Origin of the sequence: Paenibacillus sp. FSL R7-0026 (genome assembly GCF_038004485.1) — a bacterium.
Lineage (GTDB): Bacteria > Bacillota > Bacilli > Paenibacillales > Paenibacillaceae > Paenibacillus > Paenibacillus xylanexedens_A.
In genome coordinates this window covers 3,542,931-3,557,923 of sequence record NZ_JBBORG010000001.1, presented here as the reverse complement: position 1 = coordinate 3,557,923, position 14,993 = coordinate 3,542,931, and the positions used below count along the sequence as shown (strand labels likewise).

Sequence of the window (14,993 nt, the reverse complement as noted above, 5' to 3'; positions counted from 1 at the left end):
AATGCAATAAGCATTGACGAAAATGCTACAAAGAAAAGTATGAGGAGTGGAGAGCAGCATGTCTGAAGAGCAAGTAAGGGAAGAGTTGACGAAGTATGCACGTAGAGCAGTTGCCCAAGGGTTGGTTGTAGGACCCGGTGGGAATTTGAGCGCTCGTTCTGGGGGAACGATGTTGTTGTCTCCGAGCGGTTATGCACTTGAGGATCTGGAGCCTGACGAATGGATCGCCATTGATATCGAGACAGGAGAGACTCGTGCGGGAACAACACGTCCTTCTTCCGAAGTATTGATGCATCTGTACAGTTATCGTGTGAACCCTGATATCCAAGCCATTGTGCATACGCATCCGGCATATACGATCGCACTTAGTCTCGTTTTCGATGAATTGCCACACTTGTTCCCTGATCAGTCCGCTTTGGTGGGCGATATCGGATTTGTTCCATACGTTCTGCCAACGACGAAACAACTTGCCGATGCAGTCTCAGCAAAGGTAGCAGAACATACGGCACTCATTCTCGTCAATCACGGATTGGTCACAACGGGTAAAAACCTCCGCGAAGCCTATTACCGCACCCAAGTGGTGGAAGAAAGCGCGAAGGTATATATGATCGCCAAGGCAGCGGGGGAACCCAAAGTGTTAACTGCTGAAGAATATAAGGAAATTCAATCCCTTGAAAGTGAAGCCTACCGTGTGCAGTTGCTGCAACAACTCAAGTCCTGAAAATATTCCTACGTTAAGGGCAGATTGCATCCTCCAGATAAACGCTGGAATAAAGGATGTGAAATGCTCTTTTTTAATTTTGATTTTGAATTGAAAAGGCGCAGAGTATAGCTGAAGAAATAATTCGCACTATTTTGATGAGAATTGTTGAAATTGTGATGTCTGCAAGGTATACTAACGTTAATCATCAGTGAGTAACAACTACGAAGAAGATTAAAAACAATTAAGTATCTAAGAGGGGTGAAATCAGTGGGTCCTGAGCTAAACGAAATGGAGTTGGAATACGAACTGCTGAAGCAGCTTCGAGACGCTAACGCTCCCATCGGGGCCAGTACGTTGGTTCATACTTTGGGCAAAACGTATGGTCTGAGTCAGGCAACCATCGGAAGAAGACTTATGGAGATGGATGTTGAAGGTTTTACAGTTCTGGAAGGTCGCAAGGGAAGAACTTTGACCGAACAGGGTCTGGATCGAATGAAGACGTTGGAAAAAGATTTGCAGCAACAAAGCGTGAACTCACAGTTAATTCAGATGCTGAACCATTCCGGGGAAAAGGCTCTGCTAGATGTTCTCGTTGCCAGAAGGGCACTTGAGCGAGAAATCGCTTCCCTGGCAGCACAGCGTGCCTCGAAAGAATACATAGTACTGTTGCAAGCATCGATTAACAACCAGCATGAATTGCTTTCCAAGAATATTATACCATACGAGGAGGACCGGGAGTTTCACAGATTGCTGGCTTATGCTGCGCAAAACCAAATTCTTCTGCATGCGGTTGAACTGGTATGGGAGACAAGCCGCGATTTTCTGGAAACAGCGTATATTCGCCGGAGAGTAGGAAGTGAATTAGTTGTGGATCATCAGCAGATTCTGGATGCTATTGTAGCGGGCTCTCCGGAGCAGGCTGAAGCGGCAATGGTGAATCATATTAACCAAATGATCGATGATGTCAAACGTTATTTCGCCATGCAAAACCAATAACATTCCCAGAATGAGACCCGGTGATAAAGGAGTTGAGCTTGTGGACACAATCTACCGTCTAGGCATAGATATCGGAGGTACTTTCACGGATGCGCTGGTGATGGACCATCAGGGCAGGGTGATTGCGGCGCTGAAGACGCCATCGATTGCAGTAGCTCCGGAACAGGCGATTTTTAACGCACTTGATCAGTTGAAGGCTAGTGGCGTGAATATTCATGAGATTGATCTGTTTGTGCATGGAACAACGCTTGGCGTCAACACGTTGATTGAGCGAAATGGCGCAGTTACAGGTCTGCTGGTCACTAAAGGATTCCGTGACATTCTTGAAATCCGCCGGTTGCGACTTGAGGATACAACCAATCTGTATGGTGACAAGACCGATGCGCTGGTACCGAGACATCGCGTTAAGGAAGTCGATGAACGGGTCATTGCGAGTGGAGGCATACTCCAGCCACTGAATGAGGAACAACTGTTAAAAGCTGTGGATGAGCTGGTGGAGGATGGCGTTACCGCTTTGGCGATCAGTTTTTTACATGCTTATGTGAATCCTACTCATGAGCAGCTTGCGGAAGATCTGATCAGGGAGCGTTATCCGCAACTGTTCATCTGCCGAAGCAGCGCCATCTGGCCACAACAGCGAGAGTTCGAACGAACACTCGCAACGGCCATGAACGCTTATGTAGGTGACCGGATGGGGTCTTACTTCCTGCGTCTGCAAGAAGGGATTCAGGCGTACGGCCTCAAAGCTAACTTGCTGTCGACCATGTCCAACGGTGGAATTATGACGGCTGCCAGAGCGGCTAATGAGCCGGTACGTACGCTTCTGTCCGGGCCTGCTTCCGGTGTAATCGCCGCGACCCATATTGCTGAACGAGCGGGCATTCATCAGGTCATCACATTTGACATGGGTGGGACAAGTGTTGATGTCGCCCTTATTGACAAAGAACCTGCCTATTCATCCGAGAACAAAGTTGGAGATTTTCCTGTCATCATTCCTGCTGTTGATGTAACGGCTATAGGAGCAGGTGGTGGTTCAATTGCCTGGCTTGATTCCGTAGGCGTACTCAAGGTGGGGCCACGCAGCGCGGGAGCCAACCCCGGTCCGGCATGTTATCAGCGCGGGGGAGAAGAGCCGACAACCACAGATGCCTATCTACAGCTCGGTATCCTGCATGCTGACCGTTTCCTTGGCGGACAAATGTGTCTGTATCCCGAACTTGCAGAGCGTACTCTGGGCAATCTGGGACAGAAGCTTGGACTGAATGCCGAACAGACTGCGCAAGCCATTCTTGATGTGGCAACCGCCAATATGTATGCCCAGTTTTCTCCCCTCATGGCTCGCAAGGGCGTTGATCCCCGCGATTTTACGTTGCTCGCATATGGTGGAGCTGGCCCAATGCATGCTTTTCTGATGGCACGCGAGGTAGGCATCGGCAGAGTGCTGATCCCGCCATCTCCGGGAACACTGTGTGCCATGGGCTGCACGGTCGCCAATCTTCGCAATGATTTCGTTCATACGTTACACAAAAGCACCCAGACTCTGGAGTCTGGCGAATTAAGCTCTCTTTTCACTGAATTGGAAAACCAGGGACGTAACTGGGTCGATGAGGAAGCCCGTGGTGGTGTCAAGCTGGACAATATTTATTGCTTATACAGTGCGGATATGCGATATGAGGGACAGGCCTTTGATCTCGAGGTCACGCTGACATTGGAAGAAATTGAAGATCCCAAGAAGGCAGGGATTAAATTCCATACGTCTTACCAAAACGTGTTTGGCATCAGTCAGCCAGAGGCAGAGGTTATGTTTGTAAGTCTCAGAGCGACCATTGTTGGTGTTTTACCTACCCATAACACGGTAGCTCCGGCAGATTTGCCATTCGATGAGAGCACAGCAGAAGAAAGGATCATAACCTTTGACCATGTACAGCAGACAGCCAAGGTACTGAAAAGGAGACAGATTCCATCGGTGGATGCACCCATCCCCGGGCCCATTATTGTGGAGGAATATGATACAACGATCTTTATCCCGCCTGGATATAAGGTATACCGGGATGGCCACGGGAACGTGATCGGGGAGGTGGAAGCATGATCGGCGACAAGGTCTTTCTTGAGATTTTTAACAACCGAATTCAAGCTGCCGTGGAAGAAATGGCGAATGTTGTTCTGCGCACAGGATTCACCGCTTTTGTCAAAGAAACGGGCGATTTTGGAACCTACCTCTTATCTCCATCCGGGGAAACGTTCGGGTCACCGCTGGAGACGGGGTACAATCTGTCTCTGGGCATCCCTGCTGCTGAGACCATTAACAGCATTGAAGACTGGAAAGAAGGGGATCTCGTCATATGTAATGATCCTTATTCCACTAAAGGCATGGTCACACACCTTCCAGACATTCATCTCATCAAGCCTTATTTTCACGAAGGGCGAATCATCGCTTACGGCATGTGCTTTGTTCATTCATCCGATGTGGGCGGCAAGGTACCGGGGAGCGTATCTCCCAGCGCCTACGATATTCATATGGAAGGCATTCGAATTGCACCAGTCAAGCTGTATGAAGCTGGTGTTCTGAACGAGCAGATCCTGCGTATGTTTCTGGACAACAGCCGAATTCCGGAGCAAAATCTCGGTGATCTCAAAGCGCTTATGGCTGCATTGAATCGGGGAGAGCAGCGGCTGGAGGAACTCATTGCACGTTATGGCGTGGAAAAAATTCAGCAGGGCATCGAACACTTGCTGGAATATGCCGAGCTGAAGGCACGTGTTATCGTGCAGGATATCCCGGACGGTTCCTATGACTTCTGGGACTATCTGGAGAAAGGACCAGGGGGATATCCTATCCGGTTGCGCTGCAAAATGACGATTGCAGGCAGTGAGATTCATCTGGACTTTAGCGGAACCGATCCTCAGGTCAGAGCTTCATTCAACATTCCTACCCACAACCAACAGGGGCATTACATGCTGGTGCCCGCACTTATTCGTTATTTCCGTACGCTCGATCCGACGATTCCTTGGAATTCGGGCATGATTCGTATGGTGCGAAATTACGCGCCGCCTGCTTCCGTACTTAACCCGGAGCCGATGGCAGCAGTTGGGGCACGCGCCGCGACCTTTATTCGGCTGATGGACGTTATCACGGGTGCTTTGGGGAAAGCTCAGGGAAGTATGGTTCCCGCGGCAGGAGCTGGACAAGCCTGCATCGTCATGATGGCGATGACAGATGCATCCGATGGCAAGAAAAAGGTGGGCGTAATTCAGCCGATCTGCGGAGGTTCGGGAGCTAGGCCGATGAAAGACGGCATTGATGGCATGGATTTTGCGGTCGGTCATCTTCGGAATATTCCTGCGGAAACGGTGGAATCCGAGATGCCTGTGTTGATCGAGCATTACGGCCTTCGTGCTGACTCGGCAGGTGCAGGAACTTTCCGTGGCGGAAGCGGAATTGATTTATGTGTCAGAATTCTAACACCGGATACGGTGATGACGGCCAGAAACATGGAGCGTATGGAGTTCCAGCCTTGGGGCAGGCTCGGTGGCGGCGTAGGTTCACATGGAGAAGCGATTCTTAATGCTGGGCGAGCAAGTGAGCATCATCTGGGAAGAATTGATGAGCTGCTGCTTCAACCTGGAGAAACGGTTACGTTCTTGTCGCAAGGCGGAGGCGGATATGGTGATCCACTTGAACGTGACCCAAGCCTAGTTCTGGAGGATGTAAGAAGTGGGCTGGTATCCCCGGAGAAAGCCCTTGAGTTATACGGTGTTGTGATTGACGGCCTGGAGCTGAACGAGAGCGATACGGAACAAATGCGAGCCAAGCGAACGCGGCAGCAGGAGGAATTCGCCTATGGCAAGGCGCGGGAGCAATTTGAAGACATATGGAGCGATGAGATGCAGGTAACGCTGAATCAGGCGTTGCTGAATGCTCCGCTTGCACTAAGAGACTACCTGAAGCGTCAGACCATGGGCGTTGTCGAGGAGAAGTATAAGGATTCCCTATCTGTAGATCCACGGGAGATATCCGACATTATGGAAGGGTTACGCCAGCAAATAGGGTTGCATTGATCAAGTATATGGAAACTATCTAGTTCTGTCTTATCGGTAAAACCAACTACATGGATGGGGGAATTTGTATGTTCAAATCCAATAAAAAACGTTTTCTCAGCCTCGCCTCTCTAACACTGGCCGGTACATTGGTGCTTTCCGCCTGCGGTGGAGCAGGCAGCTCAAGTAATACTGCCGGAGAGACCAACTCTTCAGGAGCAAGCGGAGACAAAGTTAAGCTGACGATGTTTATCTGGGCTGGCTCCAATCAGGATGTTGTTCCGAAAGAAGTGGTTGCCGAGTATGTGAAAGAACATCCCAACGTTGAAGTCACCTTTGAGGAATCCTCCAATTCGGTAATGTACCCCAAGATGGTCGCTGGCAAGCAGGCTGATGCCAACAATCCGGTCGTTAACTTTGGTTACTTTAATGCAGATGCAACGGCAAAAGGCTTGAATGATGACATGTGGGAGCCACTTGATACCAGCATCGTGACCAATATCAAAGATATTCCAGAGTCCTTTCACAAGCCAGACAATAAAGGTGTGGTTTGGGGCGTGTCGAGCTTCGCCCTAGTGTATAACAAAGACCTTGTGAAAACGCCGCCTACCAGCTGGAACGATCTTTGGGATAACGAGGAGTTCAAAGGAAAAACTGCGCTCTGGGACTATATGTTCTATTCCTATATCTCTCCGCTGATTGCTGCCAAAGGTCAAGAGATTGGCGCATCCTATGAAAATCCCGAGCCAGCCTTCCAGTTCTGGGCAGATCGCAGTGACCAGATTGGCACATTGGTTTCATCCAATGATCAGTTGAAGGCACTTCTGGAGTCAGGTGATGCTCTCATTGCCCCATTCAGTGCACAGGTTGCACAGACATGGATTGATGACGGTTCTCCACTGGCTGTAGCATATCCGAGCGAAGGTGCCATCTCCTTCCCGTACACACTTCAGGTCGTGAAGGGCTCGACACCTGAGCAGGCACGTGTTGCAAACGAAATTATTAACGAATTGTTGAGCGCAGAGGCGCTGTCACAATACGCGGAAGCAACGGGTACGCCAGTAACCAGTACGACAGCTGCAGTTCCAGACAAGTACAAGGAAGATCCTTCATTCTCCGTCGAAACGCAAAGTAACGGCATTAATCCAGACTGGGATGTGCTTGCACAGAACAGTTCTTCCTGGAAAGAACTATGGGACCGACTCGTGAAAACAAAACTTCAATAAAACGATTGTTGCCAGGCATACAACGATTCCGGGTTCTGTTCTGAATCCGGAATGGATGGGAGGGAATCAGAGATGAGCAGCGGACAAGAGACCATATCCATTGAAACAAGGGAAGTCACGAAGACTTATGGTGAGCGAGCCGCCGTTGATCAAGTAACACTCCAAGTGAAAAAGGGAGAATTCGTTTCCTTGCTTGGTCCGAGTGGCTGTGGCAAAACAACACTGCTGCGCATGCTTGGCGGACTTGAGCAACCGGATCGGGGCACCATTATGCTGGGAGGTCGGGATGTTACCGGCATTCCGGCCTATGGACGCAATAGCAATATGATTTTTCAGCAGCTTGCGCTGTTCCCTCATATGGATGTATTCAACAACATTGCCTACGGGCTAAAGGTGAAGAAGTTACCAAAAGCCGATATCAAACGGCAGGTAGGTGAAATGCTTGATCTGGTCCAGCTCGGAGACTATGGCAGGCGTGCTGTATCCGAACTGTCCGGTGGTCAGGCCCAACGTGTCGCCATTGCTCGTGCATTGATCAACAGACCCGAAGTGCTTCTGCTTGACGAACCTCTCTCGGCATTGGACATGCAGCTACGTCTCGATATGCAGCGTGAACTGAAACGCATACAGCGCGAGTTCGGAGGAACGTTTATCTTTGTAACGCATGATCAGAGCGAAGCCATGAATATGTCTGACCGAATCGGCGTCATGCGCGCCGGAAAGCTTTTGCAATACGCAACCCCTGATGAAATCTATGAAAGACCGGCCGATAGCTTCGTGGCCAAGTTTATTGGAGATACCAATCTCTTTGAGACGGAAGTGTTGGGACATGATGTGAATGGAATTCGGGTGGATTGCTTCGGCAAGCCATTGTTGGTGAAAGTCAGTGATGGCAATGTCATACCGAAAGCGGGAGCACGACATTCCTTATCGATCCGCAATGAGTATATTCGACTCGGAGAAGATGCAACTCATTGCCTGAACAAGTTGGATGGACACGTGATTGAAGCGGTGTATGGCGGAGCAAATATTCGATACAGCGTGCAGATTGCTGAAGGTTTTCTGGTTCAGGCCAGTGTGCTGCATCAGCGGGGAGCCTCACGTTATAGTCCAGGTGAGCCAATACAAATTGGCTTTGAACCGGAGGACGCGCTCTTGTTATCCGAACCCATGCATGACTGTGTACAGAGGGCAGGAATATGAACCGGATCACGGAACGGATCGTGAATCTGTATTCCTTTGGAAACCGCACATGGGTAACCCGGTTGCTGCTTCTGTTGCCTGCTCTTGTACTGATGGGCATCGTGTATCTGGGCGGGTTGCTGATCTTTGGCAGATATAGCTTTGATATGTATGAGAATGGAAAGCTTATTCGGGGCTGGGATTTAGGAGCTTATCGTGCGTTTCTGTCCGACCCCTACTATTGGAAGCTGATTGGTACAACGTTTCGCATTGCCTTCAAGGTTACGCTATGGAGTCTTCTGCTTGCCTATCCACTGGCGTATTGCATCGGGGGTCTAAAGAAGCCTGGCATGAAGCAATTGTTGTTACTGCTCACGTTTCTTCCGCTACTGGTCAGCGCGGTCGTGCGTTCTTACGGATGGCAGCTGTTGCTGTCCAAACAGGGCTTCATGAACTGGTTGTTCATCCGGCTGGGACTTACCGATGAAGGATTCAGCATGATTTACAACGAGACAGGTGTTGTTGTCGCACTTGTCCATATTTTCCTGCCATTTATGGTCTTTCCGATCTTAAATGTACTGTCCCAAAGTGACGCTTCCTTAAAGGCAGCTGCTCAGGATCTGGGGGCGGGCAGCTGGCGAACGTTCCTGACCATTACCCTGCCTTTATCGGCAAGAGGCATTGCAAGCGGGGTACAGATTGTGTTCACGCTATGTCTCACCGCCTTCACCACTCCTCAACTAATCGGTGGGGGAAGAGTCATGACACTTCCGGTATTTATATATCAGCGTACCTTGGACACCAACTGGCCAATGGCTGCGGTTGCCAGTCTGTTTTTGCTTGTGTCTTCCATCGTTGTCTCGTTGCTTGTGAATAAAGGGGCGGAAATGTTGATGTTCCGTCGTTCCCGTAAGGGAGGTCAGGCATATGGTTAAGTCGAACAGGGGCATCAAACTGCTGCTCTATATCTTTGTGGGCGCCGTAGCGATTTATTTGCTGTTGCCACTGCTGATGATTATGTTGACATCTGTAGGCTCGGGTTCAGCCAGCAAATTCCCGCCAGAAGGTCTAACCTTGAAATGGTATGCCAATCTTAGTGAGCAAACCCAGTTTCTCGATGCATTCAAGAACAGCCTCATTGCTTCGACAGGAGCAGTTCTGCTGGCTTTAACTACGGGTACACTTGCTGCACTAGCGATCGTGCAGTATCCCTTCCCGGGTTCTGGCATCTTAAGGGCATTTTTTGTATCTCCGATGGTTATGCCGAAAATTACGCTGGGTATCGCATATTTGATTTTATTCTCGAAAATGCATATTGCTGGCGGATTGTTTGCACTTATTTTGGGTGAAGCGGTCATTGTACTTCCATTCGTGCTCACTCTTGTGGGCAGTGCATTAGCCAATTTGCACCCGGCTCACCGGGAAGCCGCCGCGGACCTTGGCGCAGGGCCGATGCGTATCTTTTTCGCAATTACGCTGCCACAGCTCCGACTATCCCTGCTTCTGTCAGGGTCAATTGCTTTTGTCTTCACTTTTGATCAGGTAGAGGCTGCTCTGCTGCTGCTTCGTCAGGACAGCTACACGTTGCCAATACAGCTATTCCTATATATGGAGAAATGGCAGGACCCAACGATTGCTGTTGTGTCTGTAGTTCTGATCGCGTTTGCGCTGGCTCTATTTATGACGATAAAACTAGTTTTGCGCTCTGTACCAGGACTTGAGAGTTTATTTGGTCGCAGGAAAACAAAAGGAGGTCTGGATCAAAATGAATAATTCACAGCATCTATCCCATAGCTCAGGTCTGAATCGGGATCGGGCGGAAGAAGTGATGAAAGCGCAGGGGCTAAGTGCCCTGATTGCAACTACTCCAGAGAACATTCACTATGTCATCGGGTCCCAGCTGCGTGCAAGCAACTGGACTATGCAGATTTATGCGGTTTTACCTGCCGACAGATCTGCAAAGCCTTGTATCGTCATTCCGACGAATCGGTTGGGCGTTGTAGCTCAGTTCGGTATTACAGGGGTAGATATATTTGCTTACAGTGATTTCTTCGTGGAAGGTTCAATTGAAGGCAAACCTTCCACTGACGACATTGATCTCTTTTATTCTCTCCTGCAAACGACGGTTATTCATCCAGGTCCTGTTGAAGCACTCAAGGCAGCATTAAAACAGCTTGAGATCGAAGATCAGCCGATTGGCATCGATGAGATGCGGATCGCTCCCGATATTCTGACGAGAATCAAGGAGGAGGTTCCTGACAGACCGGTAATTCCTGCATATAAGCTGTTCCGAGAAATCCGTCTGGTCAAGACACCTTTTGAAATCGAGCAACTGCGTCAGGCTGCTCAATTAAATGAACGGATTGAGCAGGAGCTGATTGACCTGATTGCAGCAGGTGTTCATGAGAAGCAACTTGCCGATCATTATCGTCTGGCTGTGATGAGAGCAGGTGGAACTTCGGCAATGACAGCGGTAGGGGCAGGGCCACGCAGCGCATTACCACTCATCGAAAATTATTTTCATACGATTGAGACCGGAGATCAGATCCGTTTCGATCTTTGCCTACAGCTGGAAGGGTACTGGGGAGATACGGGCCGCACGGTTGTTGCAGGGGAGCCTACTGCTTGGATGAAAAAACATTTTGCTGCGGTCAAAAGTGGATGGGAGACGGCACTTGAAACCGTGCGCCCTGGCGTCAAGGCGTCGGAAGTATTCCATGCGGCAGTATCTCGTGTACAACGTGAAGGGATTCCGCATTACCGACGTCAGCATGTCGGACATGCCATCGGGTTGGAACTGTACGATGATATAACCCTCTCCCCGGGTGACCAGCGGATACTGGAGCCCGGTATGGTGTTATGTGTTGAGGTGCCATATTACGAGCTAGGTGCTGGTGGGTTCCAAATCGAAGATACAATTGTTGTAACGCCAGATGGTTATGAGTTTCTGACCCATATGGAGCGGAAACTGTTTACCAAATAACGATAAACGGAAGGCTTCACTGACCGGCGATCAGACCACAGTCGATCCAAGAAGCTTTCTTACTGAGAAAGTTGGAACATCCATGATTCAGCAGGGAACTAAGACGTTTCGTAACATTAGCCTTGCACTGTTCGCCGGAGGTTTTGTCACTTTTGCTTTGCTCTACAGCCTCCAGCCCCTGATGCCTGAGATTAGCGACGCATTCTCCATTACGCCGACACACGCCAGTCTTACGTTATCGGTTACAACGATCGCCATGGCGCTGACGATGCTGTTCATCGGGTCCTTATCTGATTCAGTGGGCCGACGCTTTATTATGACAGCAGCACTGGTAATATCTTCTGTTATTGCTTTGCTAAGTGCATTCAGCCCGGGATATACGGAGCTTCTTCTGCTTCGTATTCTCCAGGGTGTGGCAATCGCGGGGTTGCCAGCGATAGCCATGACATATTTGTCAGAAGAAATTGAACCTAGAAGTCTTGGTTATGCTATGGGCCTATATATCAGTGGCAATTCGATAGGAGGCATGGCCGGCCGTTTCATCAGCGGTGTGGTGACAGATTGGTTCAGTTGGCGCGCTGCTGTGGGTTTCATTGGTATTCTTGGACTGTGTGCAGCCGTTATTTTTTGGCTTGTTATCCCGCCATCCCGTCATTTTGTCAAAGCTGCACCTGGATTCAAAAATCCAATACCTCTTTTGTGGTCACAATGTCGCAATCCAAGGCTGTTATGCCTGTATGGACTCGGTTTTCTCCTGATGGGGGGATTCGTGACCCTGTTCAACTATATCGGTTTTGAATTAACGGGTGAACCCTATCATCTTAGCCAGTCTATCGTTGGAAGTCTTTTTGTGGTGTATCTGATGGGCACACTTAGCAGCACCTGGATGGGTAGGCTGGCAGATCGGTACGGCAGATCACATGTGCTTGGGATCGCGCTGGGAATTATTCTGGCTGGTGCAGTCTGTACCGTTCATCCAGCGCTTTGGGTCAAAATTATCGGACTCGCCCTGTTTGCCTTTGGTTTCTTTGGCGGTCATTCCATCGCAAGCAGCTGGGTTGGACTCGTGGCCAATCAACACAAATCCCAGGCCAATGCGTTATATTTATTTTTCTACTATCTTGGTTCAAGCGTAAGTGGAACAGGAGGTGGACTGCTTTACAGTCATCTTGGATGGATAGGCATTGTGGGGATGATCGGTGTGTACGTTTTGATCGGTTTTGTGTTGTGTAATTTGCTTGTCCACAGGTTGAAGGGACAGGCTACATAAATCAACTTTTTCCGACAGCTATTGCATATCCTGAAATACCGAGTATAATACTTGGTAAATAGACGAAAAGGGGATGCAATAAACGATGAAAACACATGCTGAATTGAACTCACTTCTTGTTGACGATTATCTGGATCTCCTGAACATTGCGAAACAGCTAGGTGATGACGAATGGAAAGATGCTATTCTGCAAGCATTGAAGGAAGAAGTCGATGCGAATCATCATCTGGATTCTAAAGAGGTAAGACAGGATTTATGGATTCAATTTGAAGGCATTAATGAACAAATGCATGATCTGTTAATGCAATTGAAGCATGCCGACAGTCCTGAGGAGAAAGAGCAGATTATTGAAATGATCTGGGGATTGAAAGTAGACCGTCATGCGATCACACGTAAACTTGAAACCATGAGCCGTGCCAGCGCTGGACATCAATAAGCTCTAGGTTGATTATACATTGAAAACCCGCGTGTTTCCTGGGAAGATCCCTGGGACGCACGCGGGTTTTGTTTTTGTTTTGAGTGTTACTACACTTTAAGTGATTGTTCAAAAAGGTCGATTTTCAGTACCGAGAAGATGGGATGAAGCTAGAAAAGGAGTAGCGGAGCGTAGGGAAACTACGTGAGCAACTACAATGTTTCCAAAGGAAACATACTTCGTAAGCCTCCCGCTTATTTCGAGTGAATCCCATATTCGATGCTGATGATGCCACTAGGCATCATTCGTAATCAAAAGCGGACTTTTTGAACTACTTCTCTTAAAATTGTTTTGCGAAAGTGCGTGCTTGCTCGATAGCTTGTTGCTTGATCTCATCCGCACGATCTTTATACTGATTGTGCCCCTCAACAAAAATGCCATCAAGCTTCGGCACACCGAGGAATGACATGATAATGCCTAAGTAACGATGACCGGATTCCATCTGAGCCGCTGGTCCTTCGGAATAAATGCCACCGCGAGCCTGAATATGCAGTGCTTTTTTGTCAGACAACAGTCCAACAGGACCTTGTTCGGTATAACGAAAAGTTTTGCCAGCTACGCAGATCGAGTCCACATAAGCCTTCAGAATAGGAGGGAACGAGAAGTTCCACATTGGGGTTACAAAAACATATTTATCTGCTGCGGCAAATTGATCCGACAGTTCATTCAAACGGCTTACTTTGGTCTGCTCTTCGGAAGTCAGATCACTACCCGATTGCAGTTTGCCCCAACCACTGAAGACATCCGCATCGATATGCGGAATATCCGAACGATACAGATCGAGGTGAACAACCTCATCAGAAGGGTGACTTTCACGATAAGCATCAATAAACGCTTTGCCTGTTGCCATGCTGAAGGAGGTTTCATGATCATGAGGATGGGCAGTAATATACAATAAGGTAGACATGTAGTTCTTCCTCTCTGTGCGATTAATGGGGTGAAGCAATCTTGGCAATGATGAAGCGACCGCAGTAGTATGCATCGTTTCCCCCATTTTATACGTCAGAAAGGGATATGAATGGATTGATCATGATACTGAATTGGATGCTATATAGTGACCAGATACTCAATCCATGTATAATATACAGGACGAGTATTTATTTTCCAAAGACAATAGGATGAGTGAGATGAGCGCACATGGGAATGGACCTGGAGAAGCAACGATTAAGCATTGAAGCAGCGAAATTGTATTATCAATCCGATTATAGCCAGCAGGATATTGCCGCAAGGTTGGGCGTGTCGCGTCCAACGGTGTCAAGATTACTTCAGTACGCCAAAGATCGTGGATACGTGCGGATTGAAATTATGGACCCGTTGGAGGATATCGACATCATTGCCGGAGAACTCAAGTCGAAATATGATCTGGATACGGCACTTGTGTGTTTTGCCCCGTTGAAGAGTGATGAGGAAATACAGAAGCATATCAGTAAACGAGCAGCGGATTATCTTCAAGAGACGGTTCAGGATGCAGATATTATCGGGGTGACTTGGGGAACAACCATGCATGCTGTAGCACGCCAACTTCGTCCCAAGCAGGTCAAAGGTGTCGAAGTCGTGCAATTGAAGGGGGGCGTAAGCCACTCCCATGTCAATACGTATGCCGCTGAGATTGTTCATTTGTTCGCTGAGGCATTCCATACGGTACCAAGGTATCTGCCGCTGCCTGTGATTTTCGACAACATTGAAGTAAAAAACATGGTGGAAGCGGATCGACATATCGGCAGAATCGTGGAACTTGGCAGACAGGCCAACATTGCTTTGTTTACCGTGGGTACTGTGAAAGAAGATGCATTATTGTTCAGGCTCGGTTACTTCAATGAAGAAGAGCAACAATTGCTGATGAACTCCGGTGCAGGTGACATTTGTTCACGCTTTTTCGACGCGGAAGGTCAGTTGATCAGTGAAGAAATTAACAGCAGAACCGTTGGAATTGATCTAGCCGAGTTGAGAAATAAGGAAAAATCAATCCTTGTTGCCGGGGGACAACGCAAAATTGAAGCCATTCACGCCGCGCTCAAAGGTCATTACGCAAATATTCTGGTCACGGACCAGTACACAGCGCAGGCATTACTTCGATTTTAATTTCAAATGGATATGGATGACAACATCTGCCACGCAAA

Annotated in this window: 13 protein-coding genes; 12 read left to right on the top strand and 1 reads right to left on the bottom strand. The window is 48.6% G+C overall.

Annotated features, from left to right (window positions below; translation table 11 throughout):
* The first annotated feature begins 58 nt into the window (after positions 1-58).
* From MKY44_RS15660 to MKY44_RS15610, 11 genes are all read left to right on the top strand, one after another.
* Entirely contained in the window at positions 59-721 is a 663-nt protein-coding gene (locus MKY44_RS15660) for a class II aldolase/adducin family protein (RefSeq protein WP_074095378.1), read from the top strand.
* 249 nt (positions 722-970) lie between these two features.
* A complete protein-coding gene (locus MKY44_RS15655; protein ID WP_235193939.1) occupies positions 971-1,699 on the top strand; it encodes an FCD domain-containing protein in 729 nt (242 codons plus the stop codon).
* A gap of 40 nt (positions 1,700-1,739) precedes the next feature.
* Complete coding sequence (locus tag MKY44_RS15650) at positions 1,740-3,788, top strand: hydantoinase/oxoprolinase family protein (protein ID WP_341007802.1); 2,049 nt, start codon at positions 1,740-1,742, stop codon at positions 3,786-3,788.
* Positions 3,785-5,758, top strand: a complete 1,974-nt coding sequence (locus MKY44_RS15645) for a hydantoinase B/oxoprolinase family protein (RefSeq protein WP_341007801.1) — start codon at positions 3,785-3,787, stop codon at positions 5,756-5,758. Before MKY44_RS15650 ends, MKY44_RS15645 begins: the two co-directional genes overlap by 4 nt.
* Before the next feature lie 68 nt (positions 5,759-5,826).
* The gene (locus MKY44_RS15640; protein WP_341007800.1) at positions 5,827-6,963 is read left to right on the top strand and encodes an ABC transporter substrate-binding protein; all 1,137 of its coding nucleotides are present in this window, start codon (positions 5,827-5,829) and stop codon (positions 6,961-6,963) included.
* Between the two features lie 72 nt (positions 6,964-7,035).
* The gene (locus tag MKY44_RS15635) at positions 7,036-8,166 is read left to right on the top strand and encodes an ABC transporter ATP-binding protein (RefSeq protein ID WP_341007799.1); all 1,131 of its coding nucleotides are present in this window, start codon (positions 7,036-7,038) and stop codon (positions 8,164-8,166) included.
* Positions 8,163-9,080: an ABC transporter permease gene (locus MKY44_RS15630; RefSeq protein ID WP_341007798.1), complete on the top strand. Its 918-nt coding sequence runs from the start codon at positions 8,163-8,165 to the stop codon at positions 9,078-9,080. Before MKY44_RS15635 ends, MKY44_RS15630 begins: the two co-directional genes overlap by 4 nt.
* Entirely contained in the window at positions 9,073-9,918 is an 846-nt protein-coding gene (locus MKY44_RS15625) for an ABC transporter permease (RefSeq protein WP_341007797.1), read from the top strand. Before MKY44_RS15630 ends, MKY44_RS15625 begins: the two co-directional genes overlap by 8 nt.
* Positions 9,911-11,128, top strand: coding sequence for a Xaa-Pro peptidase family protein (locus MKY44_RS15620; RefSeq protein ID WP_341007796.1), 1,218 nt, complete (start codon positions 9,911-9,913; stop codon positions 11,126-11,128). The genes MKY44_RS15625 and MKY44_RS15620 overlap by 8 nt, the downstream gene beginning before the upstream one ends.
* A gap of 82 nt (positions 11,129-11,210) precedes the next feature.
* Complete coding sequence (locus tag MKY44_RS15615) at positions 11,211-12,398, top strand: MFS transporter (RefSeq protein WP_341007795.1); 1,188 nt, start codon at positions 11,211-11,213, stop codon at positions 12,396-12,398.
* 85 nt (positions 12,399-12,483) lie between these two features.
* The gene (locus tag MKY44_RS15610; protein ID WP_036613800.1) at positions 12,484-12,834 is read left to right on the top strand and encodes a hypothetical protein; all 351 of its coding nucleotides are present in this window, start codon (positions 12,484-12,486) and stop codon (positions 12,832-12,834) included.
* 319 nt (positions 12,835-13,153) lie between these two features.
* On the opposite strand, the gene MKY44_RS15605 is transcribed toward MKY44_RS15610, so the two are convergent.
* Positions 13,154-13,780, bottom strand: coding sequence for an FMN-dependent NADH-azoreductase (locus tag MKY44_RS15605; protein ID WP_341007794.1), 627 nt, complete (start codon positions 13,778-13,780; stop codon positions 13,154-13,156).
* 236 nt (positions 13,781-14,016) lie between these two features.
* Here MKY44_RS15605 and MKY44_RS15600 point away from each other — a divergent pair, with 236 nt between their 5' ends.
* Positions 14,017-14,955: a sugar-binding transcriptional regulator gene (locus MKY44_RS15600; protein ID WP_062836066.1), complete on the top strand. Its 939-nt coding sequence runs from the start codon at positions 14,017-14,019 to the stop codon at positions 14,953-14,955.
* The last annotated feature ends 38 nt before the right edge of the window (positions 14,956-14,993 follow it).